The 17,895-nt window shown below is 74.7% G+C and carries 17 protein-coding genes; 5 read left to right on the plus strand and 12 right to left on the minus strand.

The window, feature by feature from the left end:
* Positions 1-153 precede the first annotated feature (153 nt).
* From pruA to AR3_RS02455, 3 genes are all read right to left on the minus strand, one after another.
* Positions 154-1,782, minus strand: coding sequence for an L-glutamate gamma-semialdehyde dehydrogenase (pruA, locus tag AR3_RS02445; protein WP_067907650.1), 1,629 nt, complete (start codon positions 1,780-1,782; stop codon positions 154-156).
* Positions 1,783-2,009: 227 nt separating this feature from the next.
* Positions 2,010-2,522 carry a DUF6912 family protein gene (locus tag AR3_RS02450; RefSeq protein WP_067907653.1) on the minus strand — a complete coding sequence of 171 codons (513 nt, stop codon included), beginning with the start codon at positions 2,520-2,522 and terminating at the stop codon, positions 2,010-2,012.
* A gap of 91 nt (positions 2,523-2,613) precedes the next feature.
* Positions 2,614-3,249 (minus strand): HAD family hydrolase, encoded by a 636-nt coding sequence (locus AR3_RS02455; protein ID WP_390097762.1) that lies wholly within the window; start codon positions 3,247-3,249, stop codon positions 2,614-2,616.
* Positions 3,250-3,312: 63 nt separating this feature from the next.
* Between AR3_RS02455 and AR3_RS02460 the strand changes: the two genes are divergently transcribed.
* Positions 3,313-3,969 (plus strand): LysE family translocator, encoded by a 657-nt coding sequence (locus AR3_RS02460; RefSeq protein WP_067907656.1) that lies wholly within the window; start codon positions 3,313-3,315, stop codon positions 3,967-3,969.
* A gap of 129 nt (positions 3,970-4,098) precedes the next feature.
* On the opposite strand, the gene murQ is transcribed toward AR3_RS02460, so the two are convergent.
* Both murQ and AR3_RS02470 read right to left on the minus strand, forming a co-directional pair.
* Positions 4,099-4,995 carry an N-acetylmuramic acid 6-phosphate etherase gene (murQ, locus tag AR3_RS02465; RefSeq protein ID WP_067907659.1) on the minus strand — a complete coding sequence of 299 codons (897 nt, stop codon included), beginning with the start codon at positions 4,993-4,995 and terminating at the stop codon, positions 4,099-4,101.
* Entirely contained in the window at positions 4,992-5,966 is a 975-nt protein-coding gene (locus AR3_RS02470) for a MurR/RpiR family transcriptional regulator (RefSeq protein WP_169803774.1), read from the minus strand. The genes murQ and AR3_RS02470 overlap by 4 nt, the downstream gene beginning before the upstream one ends.
* 88 nt (positions 5,967-6,054) lie before the next feature.
* Between AR3_RS02470 and AR3_RS02475 the strand changes: the two genes are divergently transcribed.
* The gene (locus AR3_RS02475; protein ID WP_067907664.1) at positions 6,055-7,191 is read left to right on the plus strand and encodes an N-acetylglucosamine kinase; all 1,137 of its coding nucleotides are present in this window, start codon (positions 6,055-6,057) and stop codon (positions 7,189-7,191) included.
* 602 nt (positions 7,192-7,793) lie between these two features.
* Entirely contained in the window at positions 7,794-9,473 is a 1,680-nt protein-coding gene (locus tag AR3_RS02480) for a glycoside hydrolase family 3 protein (RefSeq protein WP_067907668.1), read from the plus strand.
* 98 nt (positions 9,474-9,571) lie between these two features.
* Here AR3_RS02480 and ptsP read toward each other — a convergent pair whose 3' ends face one another.
* From ptsP to nagA, 7 genes are read right to left on the minus strand one after another with little or no spacing between them, the layout of a single operon-like run.
* Positions 9,572-11,287, minus strand: coding sequence for a phosphoenolpyruvate--protein phosphotransferase (gene ptsP / locus AR3_RS02485; RefSeq protein ID WP_067907671.1), 1,716 nt, complete (start codon positions 11,285-11,287; stop codon positions 9,572-9,574).
* On the minus strand, positions 11,280-11,552 hold the full coding sequence (locus AR3_RS02490; RefSeq protein WP_067907674.1) for an HPr family phosphocarrier protein: 273 nt from the start codon (positions 11,550-11,552) through the stop codon (positions 11,280-11,282). Before AR3_RS02490 ends, ptsP begins: the two co-directional genes overlap by 8 nt.
* Positions 11,549-12,322 carry an HAD family hydrolase gene (locus AR3_RS02495; protein ID WP_083950865.1) on the minus strand — a complete coding sequence of 258 codons (774 nt, stop codon included), beginning with the start codon at positions 12,320-12,322 and terminating at the stop codon, positions 11,549-11,551. The genes AR3_RS02490 and AR3_RS02495 overlap by 4 nt, the downstream gene beginning before the upstream one ends.
* Positions 12,313-12,762: a PTS sugar transporter subunit IIA gene (locus AR3_RS02500; RefSeq protein WP_067907677.1), complete on the minus strand. Its 450-nt coding sequence runs from the start codon at positions 12,760-12,762 to the stop codon at positions 12,313-12,315. The genes AR3_RS02495 and AR3_RS02500 overlap by 10 nt, the downstream gene beginning before the upstream one ends.
* Positions 12,763-12,778: 16 nt before the next feature.
* On the minus strand, positions 12,779-13,012 hold the full coding sequence (locus AR3_RS02505; protein ID WP_067907680.1) for a PTS sugar transporter subunit IIB: 234 nt from the start codon (positions 13,010-13,012) through the stop codon (positions 12,779-12,781).
* Positions 13,013-13,068: 56 nt separating this feature from the next.
* Positions 13,069-14,112, minus strand: coding sequence for an SIS domain-containing protein (locus AR3_RS02510; RefSeq protein WP_067907683.1), 1,044 nt, complete (start codon positions 14,110-14,112; stop codon positions 13,069-13,071).
* Positions 14,109-15,269 (minus strand): N-acetylglucosamine-6-phosphate deacetylase, encoded by a 1,161-nt coding sequence (gene nagA, locus AR3_RS02515; protein ID WP_067907686.1) that lies wholly within the window; start codon positions 15,267-15,269, stop codon positions 14,109-14,111. Before nagA ends, AR3_RS02510 begins: the two co-directional genes overlap by 4 nt.
* A gap of 356 nt (positions 15,270-15,625) precedes the next feature.
* Between nagA and AR3_RS02520 the strand changes: the two genes are divergently transcribed.
* Complete coding sequence (locus tag AR3_RS02520; protein ID WP_083950866.1) at positions 15,626-16,366, plus strand: GntR family transcriptional regulator; 741 nt, start codon at positions 15,626-15,628, stop codon at positions 16,364-16,366.
* Between the two features lie 31 nt (positions 16,367-16,397).
* Positions 16,398-17,813, plus strand: a complete 1,416-nt coding sequence (locus AR3_RS02525) for a PTS transporter subunit EIIC (RefSeq protein ID WP_067907690.1) — start codon at positions 16,398-16,400, stop codon at positions 17,811-17,813.
* Positions 17,814-17,895: the final 82 nt, after the last annotated feature.

Genomic DNA, 17,895 nt, shown 5'->3' on the forward strand with positions numbered 1-17,895 from the left:
GGGGGCCGCGCCGCCGTCGCGCGGGCGATCGGCCCCGCGCGGCGCCCGGCCCCGCCCCACCGCCGACGGTCGGGCGAGCATATCGTCGGCCCTGCCGCCCGCTCGCGCAACCGCGCGGGCCGCGGGCGGCGGGGCCGGACACCGCGGCGGAGGTCAGCCCATGTGCGGGTAGCGGTAGTCGGTCGGCGGGAGGAACGCCTCCTTGATCGACCGGGTGTTCACCCAGCGGATCAGGTTGAAGACCGACCCGGCCTTGTCGTTGGTGCCGCTGGCGCGGGCGCCGCCGAACGGCTGCTGCCCGACCACCGCCCCGGTCGGCTTGTCGTTGATGTAGAAGTTGCCGGCCGCGAAGCGCAGGGCCTCGGTGGCGGCGGCGATCGCGGCCCGGTCCCGCGCGACGATCGCGCCGGTCAGGCCGTACTCGGCGACGCCCTCCATCTGGCGCAGCATCGCGTCGTAGTCGCCGTCCTCGTAGACGTGCACGCCCAGGATCGGGCCGAAGTACTCCTTGGTGAAGATCTCGTCTTCGGGGTCGGTGCACTCCAGCACGGTCGGGCGGACGAACCAGCCCTGCGCGTCGTCCAGCTCCCCGCCGACAAGGATCGTGGCGGTGTCGAGGCCGCGGGCGCGTTCGATCGCGGCGCGGTGCTTGGCGAACGCCCGGTCGTCGATGACCGCGCCCATGAACAGCGACAGGTCCGCGGCGAGGTCGCCCATGGTGAGGGCGGCGACCTCGTCGCAGAAGTCGTCGCGCATCCGCTCCCAGATCGACCGCGGGATGTAGGCGCGGGACGCCGCCGAGCACTTCTGGCCCTGGTACTCGAACGCGCCGCGGATCAGCGCGGTCTTCAGCACGTCGATGTCGGCGGACGGGTGCGCCACGACGAAGTCCTTGCCGCCGGTCTCGCCGACCAGGCGCGGGTAGCTCTTGTAGCCGGCGATGTTCTCGCCGACCGTCCGCCACAGGTGCTGGAAGGTGCGGGTGGAGCCGGTGAAGTGGATGCCGGCCAGGTCCGGGTGGGTGAGCGCGACGTCGGACACCGCCTGCCCGTCCCCGGTCACCATGTTGATGACGCCGGGCGGCATCCCGGCCTCCTCCAGCAGCCGCATGGTGTAGTGCGCGGCGAGCTGTTGGGTGGGCGACGGCTTCCAGACCACCACGTTGCCCATCAGCGCGGGCGCGGTCGGCAGGTTCCCGGCGATGGCGGTGAAGTTGAACGGGGTGATGGCGAGGACGAAGCCCTCCAGCGGCCGGTACTCCATCCGGTTCCACACGCCGGTCAAGGAGTTGGGCTGCTGGGTGTACAGCTGGCGGGCGTAGGCGACGTTGAACCGCCAGAAGTCGATCAGCTCGCAGGCGGAGTCGATCTCGGCCTGCTGCACCGACTTGGACTGGCCGAGGATGGTGGCGGCGTTCAGGGTGGCGCGCCACGGCCCGGACGCCAGCTCGGCCGCCTTGAGCAGGATGGCGGCGCGGTCGTCGAAGGACATGGCCCGCCAGGCGGGCGCGGCCTCGCGGGCGGCGTCGATGGCGGCGCGCACGTCGTCGTCGGTGGCGTTGCCCATGCGCCCCAGCACGTGGTGGCGGTTGTGCGGCTGCACGACGTCGATGGGCTCGCCGCCGCCGAGGCGCCGTTCGCCTCCGATCGTCATGGTGAGCTCGGCCTGTCCGGAGGCCAGGTCCTTGATCTTGGCTTCCAGCGCGGCCCGTTCGGGGCTGCCCGGCGCGTACGACTTGACCGGCTCGTTCACCGGCTCCGGCACGGTGGTGACGGCGTCCATCTACTGCTCCCGAAAGTCCGACATCGTCGTCGATACGCAGGCATCGTCGCACAAAGAGGGAGGCTTGCGGCATTCGCCGTTGATCGCCCCGCGACGCCGCAGGTGTCCCCGCTTTCGCATACCCGCTCCCGCCCTCGGCGACGCGGCCGCACGCGGCCCGAATGCGCGAGCCTGGGCCCCGGCGTTGCGCGGGCATGCGACACGGGAGCCCGCGACGGGATGCCGTCTCAGGAGAGCAGGTCGCCGAGCTCCTGGGTGGCGAACCAGAGCAGTTCGTGGCCTTCGGCGCCGTCCACGGTGAACTGCGCGTCCTCGTCGCCCGCGTCGGCGGCGGCCAGGGCGTCCGCGGCGGCGCCCACGTCCGCGGCCGCGTCCTCGGCGTCGACGTGACCGGAGGCGATCTTCCGCCAGGGGATCGGGGCGGTGACCAGCACGCGGGCGCGGGCGCCCTCGTCGCCGACGGCCGCGTCCCCGCGCGGGCGCTCGACCGTCCGCTCGGGCACCTCCGCGGCGAGCACCACCCGGCGCCGGGGCGCGTCCGGGTCGTCGGCCAGCAGCCGCAGGGACGCGCGGGCGGCGGCCGTCATGGCCGCGTACTCCAGTTCCTCCTCGTCGCCCTCCGCGTACCATTCGCGCAGCGCGGACGTCACCGCGTACGCGGTCAGCGGGGCGGGGCCGATCTCCCGCGCCGCGTGGACGCGGGCGAGGCCGGACAGGGTGGCGGGCACATAGACGCGCATGACGATCAGCCAGTGTGCCAGATCGTCCCTGCTCAGTCAGGCGGCCGGGCGGCGCGGCGCCGGCGGCCTCACCGGCGCGTCACCGGCGGCGTCACCGCAGGACGCCGAGCTCGCGCAGCGCCGCGATCGTCTCGTCGGCCTCCCGGTGGTGGATGGCGACCATCCCCACGGCCTCGGCGGCGCGCACGTTGTGCGTGATGTCGTCGATGAACACGCACTCGGCCGGGGTGAGGCCGAGCAGGTCGACGGCGTGCCGGAAGATCCGCTCGTCCGGCTTGCGCATGCCCACCTCGCAGGAGATCACCACCGCGTCGAACAGCTCAGCGAACTGGTCGCGCGGGTAGTCGTTGCCCCACGAGTTCGACAGCAGGGCCGTGCGCGCGCCCGCCGCGCGGACGCCGCGCACCGCCTCGTACATCGCCTCCACCGGGGCGAACGCGGCGAACATGCGGGAGAGCAGGCCCTCGGCGGGGACCGGGCCGCCGTCCACGGTCACCAGCTCGGCGGCCAGCAGCCGCTCGAACTCGGCCGGGTCCAGCGTGCCCTCCTCCAGACCGTGGACGGGGTTGCGGCCGTCGCCGTCGTAGGCCTGCCGGACCCAGCGGCGCATCACCGACAGGTAGCGGTCGGCGTCGATGCGGTCGGCGGCCAGCCACGCCTCGATCGCCTCGTCGAGCGGGGAGGTGAGCACCCCGCCCCAGTCGGTGATCACTGCTTTGACGGTCACGCCGCCGATGGTAGGCCATGCCCCGGTCTGGGCGGAGGGCCCGTTCTGAGGGAACATGGCGTCGTGCTCACCGCGTATCTGGGGCTCTGCCTGCTGATCACCCTGACCCCCGGGCTGGACACCGCCGTCGTCACCCGCAGCGTGCTGATGCGCGGCACGCGGGCCGGGCTGCTGACCGCGGCGGGGTGCGCGCTCGGCCTGCTGGCGCACGCCTCCGCCGTCGCGCTCGGGCTCGCCACGCTTCTGGCGCGCAGCGCCGTCGCGTTCGAGGCGATCAAGCTGGCCGGGGCGGCGCTGCTGGTCGTCTTGGGCGTGCGCGCGCTGTGGGACGCCCGCCGCCGCGGCGGGACGGCTCCGGACGGCCACGCCGACGACCGGGCCCTCGGCGGCGACGCCGCCGCAGTCGCCGGCCGGCCCGGCCGCGGGGAGCGCTGGGCGTTCGCGGCCGGGTTGTTGACCAACCTCACCAACCCCAAGGCGACCCTGTTCTTCCTGGCCGCGCTGCCGCAGTTCCTCCCGGACGACCCGGCCGGGGCGCTGCCGACCGCGCTGGGCCTGGCCGCCATCGCCGTCGCGTTCAGCATGACCGGGCTCGGCCTGTGGGCGCTCGCCCTCGGCCGCGTGCGCCGGTTCGTCGCGTCGCCGCGCTTCCGCCGGGTCCAGGAGCGCCTGCTGGGCGTCACGTTGATCGGCCTCGGCGTCCGCGTCGCGACCGAATGACCTGGCGACCGCTCACCCCCGTGGTACCCGCACACCCCCGTCGTGTCCGCACACCCCCCGTAGCCACGAATGATCCCCTGGCCGCGCGGCCCCGCCGCACGGCGTCCTCGGCCCCGCCGTCGGCCGCCGTCACGCGGACCGCAGCCGCTGCAACGCCTCGCGCACCCCGCCGTCCGCTTCCTCCAGCACCACCGTCGCGCGCGCCGCGGGCACCTCGCCCAGCAGCGACACCAGCGCCACGCGGGTGTCACCGCCGGCCTCGGCCAGCGCCTTCTCGCAGGTGCGCGCGTCGAGGCCGGTGGCCTCGATGAGGATGCGCACCAGCCGGGCCCGCAGCTTGGCGTTGAGCGCGTTGACGCTGACCATCAGGTTGGAGTAGGTGCGCCCCAGCCTGACCATCAGGGTGGTGGAGAAGGAGTTGAGCACCAGCTTGGTCGCGGTGCCCGCCTTCATGCGGGTGGACCCGCTGATCACCTCCGGCCCGGTCGCCAGGCCGATGTGGATGTCCACCTCGTCGCCGTACGGGGTGTGCGGATTGCAGCTGATCAGCGCGGTGTACGCCCCGGCGGCCGCGGCCGCGCGCAGCGCGCCCACCACGTAGGGCGTGCGGCCGCTGGCCGCGATCCCGATCGCCACGTCCCCGGCGGCGACCTCGGCGGCGTCGCGGGCGCCCTGCTCGTCGTCGTCCTCGACGTGGGACACCGCCTGGGCGAGCGCCCCGGGGCCGCCGGCGTGGTGCGCCACCACCCGGCCCCAGATCCCGAACGTGGGCGGCAGTTCGGCGGCGTCGAGGGCGGCCAGCCGCCCCGACGTGCCGGCGCCGAAGTAGTGCACCCGGCCGCCGGCGCGCAGCGACTCGACCGCCGCGTCCACCAGCCGGGCGATCTGCGGCAGGACGGACGCCACGACCACGGGGACCGTGGCGTCCTCGTTGTTGATCAGCCTGAGCACCTCGAGGGTGGGCAGCGTGTCGACGTCGAGGGTCCGCGGGTTGCGGCCCTCGGTGGGCAGATCGCAATCGATCACCGACGCCTCCGGTCGGCTCGCACGGTCCGGCCGCGGACCGCCTCGTAGGTGGCCTCCAGGGCCTTGCGGGTGGGCCCGTAGGTGCGCTGCGCCACGCCGACGAACACGCAGTCGACCACGGTCAGCTGCGCCAGCCGGCTGGCGGTCGCCCCCGAGCGGAACGTGGTCTCGCGCGCCGCGGTGGTGAGGACGAGGTCCGCCACCTCCGCGATGGGGGACTTGGGGAAGTTGGTCAGGGCCACGGTGGTCGCCCCCCTGTTGGCGGCGACCTCCAGCGCGTCGATGGTCTCCATCGTCGCGCCGGTGTGGGAGATGCCGATCGCCACGTCCCCGGGGCCCAGCACCGCGGCGCTGGTGAGCATGATGTGGGCGTCGGACCAGGCGTAGCAGACCCGGCCGATGCGGTGCAGCTTCTGCTGGAAGTCCTTGGCGACGAAGGCGCTGGCGCCGACGCCGTAGACGTCCACCCGGTCCGCGGCGACGATCGCGTCCACCACCTGCTCGAGCATCTTGATGTCGAGCTGCGACGCGGTCTCCTCCACGGCCCTGGCGTCGGCGAAGGTGACCTTCTCCACGATCTGCTCGAGGGAGTCGTCGGGGCTGATGTCGCTGCCGATGACCCGGCCTCCGGCGGCGCTCTGCGCCCGGCCCGCCTCCGTCGCGAGGGTCAGCCGCAGCTCCGGATAGCCGTGAAACCCGATCGCCCGGCAGAACCTGATGACGGTGGTCTCCGAGGTGCCGCAGGCCTGGGCGAGTTCGGTGATGGTGGAGTTGGCCACGCCCTCCGGATCGTCGATCACCCGCTGGGCGACGCGCCGCTCCGCCGGGGGGAGGGAGGGCAGCAGGGAGCGCACCCGCACGACGGTGCTGAGCGGCGTCGCCTCCTTCTGCGCCTCCTTTGATGCCGCTTCGGTACGGGGTGCACCGGACTCTGCCGATCCCCCCGCCTCTGGGCTGGTGGGTTTCCTCATGGAAGAAATTTTCTTACTGCTGGGATGTCACGTCAACGGTAGAAAGGGCTACCGTCGGCATGTGTTGACCCATTTGGCCGGTCCATACGTGATCGGTATTGACGCGGGTGGCACGAAGACCCGCTGTGTCGTGCTCACGCTCGGGGGAGCGATCGCCGGAGTGGGCATGGGCCCTGGCGCCAACCCCAACTCCGGGGGCGACACCGCGGGGGCGCTCACCACTGCCCTGCGGGAAGCACTCGGTGACCTGGACCGTTCCCTGATCCTCTCCGGCGTTTTCGGGATCGCCGGGGCGGGGTCGGCGGGCCGTCCCGCCGCCGTCACGGCGGCGCGGCGGGCCTGGCAGGCGGTCGGGCTGCGCGGCTCGCCCGCGGTCGTGACCGACATCGCGGTGGCGTTCGCCGCCGGGACCACCGCGTCCAAGGGCATCGTGGTGTTCTCCGGCACCGGCGCCGGGGCCGCGGTGATCAGCGACGGCGCCATCGTGCAGCGCGCCGACGGCTACGGCTGGCTGGTCGGCGACGAGGGCTCGGCGGTGTGGCTGGGCAAGGAGGCGGTGCGGGCGGCGCTGGCCGCCTACGACGGCCGCGGCTCCCCGACCCTGCTGACCGAGTCGGTGCCCCGGGCGCTGCTCGGCGCGGCGGTGGTCGCCGAGCTCACCGCCAGTCCGCCCCGGCGGGCGCCGCGGCGGCGGACGCTGGCCCTGGCCGGCGCGTCGTCGGCCGGGTCCTCCGGCGGCCGCCGGCCCGGCACGGCGGTGCTGGACGGCGCCCCGTTCGGATCCGGCGGGCGGGCGGACGAGGACCTGGCCCCGGACGAGGCCGCGTCCGCCGTCATGCGGACCGAGTGCCGGCCCAACCCCCGGCTCGCCCAGGCCATCATCAAGGAGGTCTACGGCCGTCCGGTCGCGGCCCTCGGCCGGCTCGGGCCGGTCGTCGCCGCGGCGGCGGACGCGGGCGATCCGGTGGCCCGGCGCATCACCCGCGAGGCCGCCGAGTGGCTGCTGCGGGACGTCGACGCGGTGCGTCCGGCCCTGCCGGACCCGTGCGCCCCGGTCGTCATGCACGGCTCGGTGCTGCGGGACGGCCCCGTCGCCGACGCCGTGCGGGACGGGCTGCGCGCCCGGTTCGCCGCCGATCCGCACCGGGCGGGCGACGGCGCCGTCGGGGCGGCCGGGCTGGCGCTGCGCCGCCTCGGCTTCCCCCTGCCGCCCAAGCCCGGCTGACCCGCGGACCGACCGCCGACCGACCGCCGTTTCCGAGCCGAACCCCCCGCGGTCCCGCCGACCGCCGACCGCCCCGCCCGCGCCCGTCCGCGGGCCCGAGTGCCGCACACCCCGCGTCACCTGCGCTGACATCGCGCTGAGACCGGCGAAGCGCCCGCCGGCTGAGCGATCCGCTCCGGCCGCGACGCGCCGCCTTTGATCCCGAACGAGCGCGCCGCGCCGGATCCTTCGGCCGATCGCCGCGCCGAGCGCCCTCCCCCGACGCCCCGCGCACAGCGACCACGGCCATGTCCTGAGCCGAGCATGCCCGAAAGCAGGTCGGATGCGCGCCGGGAGCCGCCCGGCGCCGACCTGACCACCAAGGCGCATACCCTCGTATTACCTGCGGGAGACGGAGTTCACTCCCCGAGCGCACGGCCGCTCTCGGCCTTCGGCCGCCCGAACCGGCGGCCGGACGGGGCCGTCCGCCCGGCGGAAGTGATCGACGGCATCCGATCAGATCGTTGACCGGCGGCGGGTCGACACGGTCCCGGCCGCGGGTTACCGTCGCGGGGATCCTTTCGAAGCGGACAGCGGACGACCATGTCGGGGGGCTTGGTCCAGTGCGTGCTCCACGTTCACTCGCGCTCCTCACGGCGGTCGCGGCGGCGCTCGGCCCCTCGCTGGCCGGCTGCAGCGGCGGCGCCGAGGACGAGGCCGCACCGCGGGCCGACCGGACCGCGAGCGCGGCGGGCCGGCCGTCCGGGGCCGCCGCGTCCCGCACTCCCGCCCGGCCCCAGGGCTCCTGGATCCCCGGCTTCGTCGCCGCGATGAGCGTGCGCGAGAAGGTGGGGCAGCTGTTCGTCCCCGCCTTCCCCGACGCCGAGTCCGCCAAGGAGATGGTCGAGCGCTACCACGTCGGCGGGCTGATCTACTTCCCCCGCAACCTGCGCTCGCCGCGGCAGACCGCCGCCCTGTCCAACGAGCTGCAGCAGGCGTCGAAGATCCCGCTGCTGCTCGCCGTGGACGAGGAGCAGGGCACGGTGACGCGCGCGCCGTTCACCACCCGCTTCCCCGGCAACATGGCGCTGGGCGCGACCGGCCGCCCCGACGACGCGCGGGCCGCCGCCCAGGTCACCGGGTCGGAGCTGCGCGCGGTGGGGATCAACCAGAACTTCGCGCCGGTCGCGGACGTCAACGTCAACCCGGCCAACCCGGTGATCGGCGTGCGGTCGTTCGGCGCCGACCCCGCGCTGGTGTCGCGGATGCTGGCCGCGGCCGTCGCCGGCTACCAGGCGGCGGGCGTCGCCGCCACGGCCAAGCACTTCCCCGGGCACGGCGACACCGACACCGACAGCCACACCGGCCTGCCCGTCATCGAACATTCGCGGGCCACCTGGGAGCGGGTCGACGCGCCGCCGTTCCGCGCCGCCGTGGCGGCCGGGGCGGACGCCATCATGACGGCGCACATCGTCGTCCCCGGCCTCGACAAGTCGGGCGCCCCTGCCACGCTGTCGCGCACGGTGCTGACCGGGCTGCTGCGCGGCTCCCTCGGCTACCGCGGCGTGATCGTCACCGACTCGCTGCAGATGGAGGGCGCCATGGTCCGGTACGGGCCGGGCGAGACCGCCGTGCGCGCCGTCAACGCCGGGGCCGACCAGCTGCTCATGCCGCCCAGCCTGCCCGCCGCCTACGACGCGGTTCTGTCCGCGGTGCGCGACGGGCGGATCCCCCGAAAGCGGCTGGACGAGGCCGTCACCCGCATCCTGCAGATGAAGGAGCGGCGGGGCCTGTTCCGCGGCGTCGAGGCCGACGAGGCGCGCGCGGACGCGGCGGTCCGCACGGCGGCGGGCCGGGCCACCGCCCAACGCATCGCCGAGCACTCGATCACGCTCGTCACCAACGACGGCGGGCTGCTGCCGCTGAAGAACAAGACCGTGCACGTCACCGGCCCCAAGAGCGCCGCCCTGGCCGCGGCGCTGCGCGGCCAGGGCGTGCGCGTCGCCGACTCGCCCCGCGCCGCCGACGTCGCGGTGCTGACCACCGTCGACGCGGGGAAGGCGACGGCCGCCAAGGTGCGGGAGCTGCGCCCCAAGCCGGTCGTCGTGGCCGCGCTGGGACGCCCCTACGACCTCGACTCCGCGCGGGGCGCCGCCGCGACGCTGGCCGCCTACTCCACGGCCGCGGTGTCGGTCCGGGCGCTGGCCAAGGTGCTCACCGGCGCCGTCAACCCGACCGGCAGGCTCCCGGTGAAGGCGGGCGGCCACCCCATCGGGCACGGCCTGTCCTACCGCTCCGCCTGACCGGCGCGGCGGCGCGGCCCACCGATCCCATAAACGCAAGCGTCGGCTCGTCCTCCGGCAGGGGAAGGACGAGCCGACGCCTGTTAGGGACGGGCCTCTTACAAGCCGAGTTCGGCCAGGCCGGGAAGGAGGGCGCGGGCCGCTTCGCGGGCCGCCTGCGCCGTCCTGGCCCCCAGCGCCGCCTGCGCGGCCTCGCGGCACTGGTCGAAGGTGTGCCGGGCCAGCGCGGCGCGGACGAGGGGCAGCGACGGCGCGCTCATCGACAGCGACGTCGCCCCCAGCCCCACCAGCACGCACGCCAGCGCCGGATCGCCCCCCGCCTCGCCGCAGACGCCGCAGGACCGGCCCGCCTCGGCGGCGGCGCCGGCGGCCAGCGCGACCAGGTCGAGCACGGCGGGCCGCCACGGGTCCTGCAGGTGCGCCAGCCCGCCGATCTGGCGGTCGGCGGCGCAGGCGTACTGGGTGAGGTCGTTGGTGCCGAGGCTGAAGAACTCCACCTCGGCGGCCAGGTCGCGGGCCCGCAGCGCCGCCGCGGGCACCTCGATCATGACGCCGGGGTGCGCGATGCCGGCGTCCCGGCACGCCCGCGCGAAGAACGCCGCCTCCTCGGCGTCGGTCACCATCGGCGCCATCACCTCGAGCCGGGCGGTGAGCCCCTCCGCGGCGCGGGACAGGGCGCCGAGCTGCGCCTCCAGCACCTCCGGGTGGCGGCGCAGCATGCGCAGGCCCCGTTCGCCGAGCGCGGGGTTGGGCTCGTCGCCGGGCGGCGGCAGGAACGCCAGCGGCTTGTCGGCGCCGGCGTCCAGGGTGCGCACCACCACCTTGCCCTTGGGGAACGCCTCCAGGACCTTGCGGTACGCCTCCTCCTGCTCGGCGGCCGACGGCGGCGTCGCCCGGTCCAGGAACAGGAACTCGGTGCGGTAGAGCCCGACGCCCTCGGCGCCGTTGGCGACGGCGGCCTCCACGTCCTGGGGGCCGCCGATGTTGGCCAGCAGCGGCACGGGGTGCCCGTCCTTGGTGCCGCCCGGCCCGGCCGCCGACGCGATGATCGAGGCGCGCGCGGCCGCGGCGTCCTGCGCGGCCCGCACCTCGTCGTCGGACGGGTCCACACGCACCGTCCCGGCGGCGCCGTCCACCAGCACCCGCGTGCCCTCGGGCAGGTCGGTGCAGCCGGGGCACGCCACCACGGCCGGGACCCCCATGGTGCGGGCGAGGATCGCGGTGTGGCTGGTGGGGCCGCCCTCCAGGGTCACGAACGCGACGACCTTGGCCGGGTCGAGCACGGCGGTGTCGGCGGGCGCCAGGTCGCGCGCCACCAGCACGAACGGCTCGTCCGACTCCGGCACGCCCGGCACGGGGACGCCGAGCAGCCGGGCGACGGCGCGGTCGCGGATGTCGTCCAGGTCGGCGACCCGCGCGGCCAGGTACTCCCCCGCGCCGGCGAGCATGTCGCGGTAGGCGCCGAACGCCTCGTAGACCGCCCGCGCCGCCGCCGTCCCCTCGCCGATCTTCGCGGCGACGCCGTCGGCGAGGCCGGGGTCGCGGGCCATCAGCGCCTGCGCGTTCAGCACGTCCCGGCCCTCGGCGTTGCCGACCTCCTCCGCGCGGGCCGCCCGCGCCTCCAGGTCCGCGGCCACCGCTTCGAGGGCGGCCAGCGCGGCCGCCCGTTCGGCCTCGGCGTCGCCGCCGTGCCGCGCCCCGGCGGGCGGCTCGGGCACCGCGGCGGCCACCACGCGCACCGGTCCGGCGCCGACGCCCGGGCTCACGCCCGCGCCGCGCAGCGTGCCGCCCGCGGGCGCGGCGGCCTCAGGCACTTTCCGGCTCCGGCTGCTTGAGCACGGCCTCCAGCGCGTCCAGCAGCTCCTCGGCCCCCTCGCCGTCGGCGCTGATGACGACCTCCTCGCCGTGCCGGGCGTCCAGGCCCAGCACCGCCAGGATGCTCTTGGCGTTCACCGGCTTGCCGCCCGGCTTGGCCACGGTCACGTCGCCATCGGCCTTGGCCGCGGTCTGCACGAACAGCGCGGCCGGGCGCGCGTGCAACCCCACCTTGGACTCGATCTTGACGGTGCGCTGGCTCACAGATACTCCTCATCGTCGCCGCGACCGGGGTCGTCCCCGCGCGGTCGGCCCCCGAACACCCGCAGGACGGGTCCTGGCGAGAGCTCCACTTCCTTCAGGTTCGCCACCAGATGGTCGGCCCCGGCGAGGGCCCGCGCCGGCTGGGTGGTCGTCACGCCGACGCACGTCATGCCCGCGGCCTTCGCGGCGGCCACCCCGGCCGGGGCGTCCTCGAAGGCCACCGTCTCGGCGGGCGGCACGCCGAGCATCCCGGCCGCGGCGAGGAAGCCCTCCGGGTCCGGCTTGCCGGCGGCCACGTCCCCGGCGGTCACCGTCGCCGCCGGGAGCCCCCGGATGCCGAGGTCGTCCAGGACCGCCTCGGCGTACGGGCGCTGCGCGGAGGTGACGATCGCCGTCGGCACGTCCGCGTCGTGCAGGGCCCGGACGAGCTCGACCGCGCCCGGCACCGGCGCCGCGGGCGGCAGGTCCGGCGCCGCGCCGTATGACACCACCTGCGCGAACAGCTCCTCGGCGGTGCGGCCGGGGAACAGGTGCGCCAGCTCGTCCAGCACCTCCAGGCCGCGGCGCCCCGCGAACGAGGCGATGAGCGCCTCGTCGTAGGGGGCGCCGTGCGCCTCGAACAGCCGGATCCACATGGCGCGGTTGCGCGGCTCGGTGTCGACGAGGGTGCCGTCGAGGTCGAACACGACCGCCCGCAGCGGCAGCCGCGCCGGGCCGTCCGCCGCGGCGCCGCCGCGTACGCCGGGCGGGTCCTGCTCGCTCAGCGCCATACGAAGAGCTCGGCTCCCTTCTCGACCTCTCCCGACTCCCGGACGTCGGACAGCGCGTCGGCGGCCGCGTCCAGCGCCACCACCGCGCACACCGGCGACCGGCCGCCCGCCTCGATCGCGGCGGGGTCCCAGCCGACCAGCGGCTGCCCCTTGACGACCGCGTCGCCCTCGGCGGCCAGCAGCTCGAACCCCTCGCCCTTGAGCTGGACGGTGTCCACGCCCAGGTGCACCAGCACGCCGTGGCCCTCGTCGTCGACGACGACGTAGGCGTGCGGGTGCAGCTTGACGACCGTACCGGTCACCGGGGCGATGGCCTGCCCGGGGGTGCGCTCGGGGTCGACCGCGGTGCCCGGACCGACCATGGCCTGCGCGAACACCGGGTCGGGCACTCCGGCCAGGCCGACGACGCGGCCGCTGACCGGTGACAGAACTCGCGTCATCGCGGGGTCTCCGGGGTCAGTCGAGGAGGTCTTCGATGTCGCTGGCGATGGTGTCGGCCTCGGGCCCCACCACCACCTGCACGACGTTGCCGCTGCGCATCACGCCGAACGCGCCCGCGGCCTTCAGCCCCGCCTCGTCCACCTGGTCCGCGTCCGAGACCACGGTGCGCAGCCGGGTGGCGCACGGTTCGATCTCTTCGATGTTGTCTGCGCCGCCCAGCGCGGCGATGATGGCCTCGGCCTTGTCCATCCGCTCGTCCCTTTCCTGGATGTTTCCGGGGAAACCTGGCGGACCGGGGAGTCCGCCTAGTCGGTCTGCGTCACCTTATTGAGCCCGCGCGGCACGTCGGGGTCCACACCGAGGTCGCGGGCCAGGGCCTCGACGACGAGCTGCCCCGGCACGATCAGCCCCAGCGGCGCGACCCATTCCGGCAGGTCGGGGCCGGGCAGCGCGCGCGAGCACGCGCCCGCCAGCCCGTCGCCCCCGCCGATGCCGTACGCGCGGGCGCCCGCGCCGCGCACCCGGCGGGCCAGCGCGATCGTCCCGGGCAGGGTCGGTCCGGAGTCGGCGGCGACCAGCAGGGCGGGGGTCCGCTCGTCCACCACCGCGATGGGGCCGTGCAGCAGGTCGGCGTACGACAGTCCCATGGCGTGCAGGTAGCACGCCTCCTTGATCTTCAGGGCCAGCTCGAGGGCGGTGCCGAACGCGATGCCGCGTCCCGACACCACCACGCCCTGCACCGCGGCCAGCTCCGCCACGATGGCGGGCAGCGCCTCGTGCGCCTCGGTCTCGGCGATCAGCCGCCGCACCTCGTCCGGCGCCCGGCGCAGGTCGGCCCGGTCGACCCGCGCGCCGAGGCCGAGGGCCAGCACGGCCAGCGCGGCGAGCTGGGTGGTGTAGGTCTTGGTGGCGGGCACGGCCAGCTCGTCCCCGGCCTCGGTGATCAGCGCCACCTCGGCGGCCTCGGCCAGCGGGGACGCGGCGCCGTTGGTGACCGCGACGGTCCGGGCGCCGCAGTCGGCCGCCCACGCCAGCGTCTCGACGATCTCCTCCGTCTTGCCGGACTGGCTGATCGCCACGGCCAGCACGCCCGACAGGTCGACGCGGCTGCGGTAGGCGGTGGCGATCGACGGAGCGGCGAGGGTGGCCAGCCGCCCGGTGTGCGACTCCACCAGGTACCGCCCGTAGACCGCGGCGTTGTCGGAGGACCCGCGCGCGATGAACAGCACCTGGCGGGTGTCCCGGGCCAGCAGCCCGACGTCGGACGCGCGCGGCAGCAGCGCCTCGATCGTGCGGGCCAGCGCGTCCGGCTGCTCGTCGATCTCGGCTCGCATGCGGCTGGTGGTCATGAGGCCCCCTGGAAGACGACGCGCCCCCCGACCCAGGTGGTGCGCGCCCGGTGGTCGGGTCCGAGCCACACCAGGTCGGCGGCGGCGCCGGGCGCGATGCGGCCGAGGTCGCCGCGGCCGATCAGGTCGGCCGGGACGCGGGCGGCGGCGTCGACCGCGGCGGCCGGGTCGACGCCCAGGGCGACGGCGTTGCCGACGGCGGCGTCCAGGCGCAGCGCGGACCCGGCGATCGTGCCGTCGGCGCGCAGCGGCGGCCCTTCGGCGGGCAGTTCGATCGGCTCGCCGCCCAGCTCGTAGGCGCCCGGCGGCATGCCCGCGGCGGCCGCGGCGTCGGTGACCAGCACGACCCGTCCGGCGGCGGCCGCGAACACCACGCGGGCCGCGACGGCCGACACGTGGTGCAGGTCGAGGATGAGGCCGGGGTGCAGCCGCGGGTCGGCCAGCGCCTGCGCGGCGACCCCGGGCTCGCGGTGGTGGACGCCGCTCTGCGCGTTGAAGATGTGGGTGACCTTGCGCGCGCCGGCGTCGGCGGCGCGGGCGACCTGCTCGGCGGTGGCGTCGCTGTGCCCGACGCTGACCACCACGCCGTGCTCGACGAAGGTCCTGATCGCGTCGAGGGCGCCGTCGCGTTCGGGCGCGAGCGTCACCAGCTTCACCAGGCCGGTCTCCAGCTGCGTCGCGACGGCCTCGGGCGTGGGGTCGGCGAGCCAGTCGGCGTTGTGGGCGCCCCGGCGCTTGGGCGACAGGAACGGCCCCTCCAGGTGAACGCCCAGCACGCGGGCGCCCGCCGGCAGGCCGGGCAGCAGGTCGCGGGCGCGGCGCAGCGACTCGGCCTGCGCCTCCACCGGCGCGGTGATGAACGTGGGCAGGAACGCCGTCACGCCCGTCTCCGGGAGCCGCCGGACGACCTCGTGCCATCCGGCCTCGTCCGCGTCCGCCAGGTCGTGGCCGAAGCAGCCGTTCACCTGCAGGTCGACCAGGCCGGGGGCGAGCGTTCCGTCCGGCAGGTCCGCGTCCGGCGGTCCGGGCGGCTCGCCCTCGCCGACCTCGGCGATCACGCCGTTCTCGACGCGGACGAATCCCGGGGAGAGCACGCGGGTCGGGCCCCCGCCGGGGGCGGCGATCAGGTTCTTCGCGGCGAGGAGCAGTGATGGCATGGGGGGTGCTCTCCAAGGCGAAGGGCGAGGCTTCAGGACTGGTCTAGTCCGGCCTAGACCAGTTGTCACCATACTCCACCAATCGGACAGAGCAGAAGAGCCCGCCCGCAACTCCGCACGGCGGCGCGACCGCCGAATCGTCCGCCGGCCCGCCCGGCGGCGGCGCGGATTCGGACGCGGTCACGGCGCCTCCACGGCCCGTCACCACGGCGGTTGACCTGCTGTTTCGCGGCGTTCTGGCGTGATCCGGCCGTTATACATCTGTGCATTGACATGACGTTTATGGCTGTGGTCTAGTCCGGCCTAGACCAGTTCGTACCCAGGCCTCAGGTCCGCACCCCGAGGACGACGACCCCGTGACAGCCATCGACCCGCACAGCCCCGTACCGAAGTACTCCCAGCTCCGGGCGATCCTGCTCGAAATGATCGAGTCGGAGGAGCTGCCGGTGGACGCGCCGATCCCGTCGGAGCGCGAGCTGTGCGTCCGGTACGGGCTGTCGCGGATGACCGTCCGGCAGGGCGTCGACCAGCTGGTCTCGGAGGGGCGGCTGTACCGCGTGCCGGGCAAGGGCACGTTCGTGGCGCGACCCAAGATCGAGATGCCGCTGCGGCTGGTCTCGTTCACCGAGGACATGCTGGCGCGCGGGATGCGGCCGGGCGCCATCGACCTGGACCGGCGCACCATCGCCGCCGACGCCCACCTCGCCCGGCTGTTCGACGTCGAACCCGGCACCCGCATCCACGTCATCGAGCGGCTGCGCACCGCCGACGGCCAGCCCATGGCGCTGGAACGGGCGCACATCCTCGCCTCCCTCGCCCCCGACCTGCTGGACCGCCGGCTGGCGGACCGCTCCCTGTACGGCGTCCTCGAGGCGGTCTACGGCGTGGTGTTCGACGCCGGAGACCAGACCATCGACGCCGCCGTGGCCGACGCCACGGAGGCCCGCCACCTGCAGATACCCCGCGGCAGCGCCGTCCTGCTCCTGCGGCGACGCTCCTACACCGGTGGCGTGTGCGCGGAGCTGGGCGTGTCGACCTACCGGGCCGACCGCTACCAGATCCGCACGTCCCTCGGAAACCCGCCATCGCGCACGTAGCACTCCCCCGGCTACAAGGAGGAAAACCCCGATGAGTTCCACAACCGCAGTGGGCGGGACCGCGGCACCAGGCCGCGGATCGGCCGCCCTGGCCGTCCTCCAGCGCATCGGCCGCAGCCTGATGCTCCCGATCGCCGTCCTGCCCGCGGCCGGCCTGCTCCTGCGCCTCGGACAGCCGGACGTGCTCGGCACCGACGAGGCGGCGGATCCGTGGATCAGCTTCAGCGGCGCCGACCGGGTCGCGCAGGTCTTCTCCGGCGCCGGGGGCGCCCTGTTCGACTGGATGCCGCTGCTGTTCGCGGTGGGCGTCGCCGTGGGCTTCGCCAAGAAGTCCGACGGCTCGACCGGGCTGGCCGCCGTCGTCGGCTACCTGGTCTTCCACTACGTCAGCATGAACATCTTCTTCGTCCGGTTCGACGACGAACTCAAGGCGAAGATCGGCAAGCAGCTCTACAACCCGGACAACCCGAGCCAGCCCGACCTCGTCCTCGACCTGGCCACCCAGAACCCCACCAGGGTCCTCGGCGGCATTGTGATCGGGCTCACCACCGCCCTGCTCTACCAGCGCTTCTACCGGGTCAAGCTGCCCACGTGGCTGGCGTTCTTCGGCGGCCGCCGCTTCGTCCCGATCATCACCGCGTTCACCTCGATGATCCTCGGCGTGGTGTTCGGCTTCATCTGGCCGGTGCTCGGCAAGTGGCTCACCTCCTTCGGCGAGTGGATGGCCGACAACAGCACGATCGGCGCGGGCGTCTACGGCGTGATCAACCGCCTGCTGCTGCCGCTCGGCCTGCACCACATCCCCAACAACGTGGTGTGGACGCAGATCCCCGAGTGCACCGTCAACGGCAAGACCTACGCCGGCGACCTCAACTGCTACCTGAACGGCGCCGACGGCGCGGGCTGGTCGATGACCGGCTACTTCCCGGTCCTGATGTTCGCGCTGCCCGCCGCCGCGTTCGCCATGTGGCGCGCCGCCCCGGCGCACCGCCGCTCGGCCGTCGGCGGCATCATGTTCTCCGCCGCGCTGACCGCGTTCGTCACCGGCATCACCGAGCCGATCGAGTTCGCGTTCGTGTTCGTGGCGCCGATCCTGTTCGGCGTGCACGCCGTGCTGACCGGCGTCTCCATGGCGGTCGCGGACGCGCTCGGCATGAAGCTGGGCTTCAGCTTCTCCGCCGGCGCCATCGACATGCTGATCAACGGCTCCAAGGACAACACCCACAAGCTGGTGCCGCTGATCATCATGGGCCTGATCTACGCGGTGATCTACTACCTGCTGTTCAGCTTCCTGATCAGGAAGCTGAACATCCCCACCCCCGGCCGCGAGCCGGAGGGCGTGGAGTCGGTCGCCGCCGACCCGGCCACCTCGCCGGAGGTGGCGGGAGCGTCCAAGAAGTCGAGCCGCTCGAAGAAGGGCGACGCCGCGCAATCCGGCGCTTCGTGACCCTGCCGGGACGACCGGCGTTCTTCTAGGGCCGTCCGACGAGTCCCCGTGTCCCCGCCCACTGGGGACTCGGGCCGCGGCG

It is taken from the genome of Actinomadura rubrobrunea NBRC 15275 (assembly GCF_001552235.1).
GTDB classification, from domain to species: Bacteria; Actinomycetota; Actinomycetes; order Streptosporangiales; family Streptosporangiaceae; genus Spirillospora; species Spirillospora viridilutea.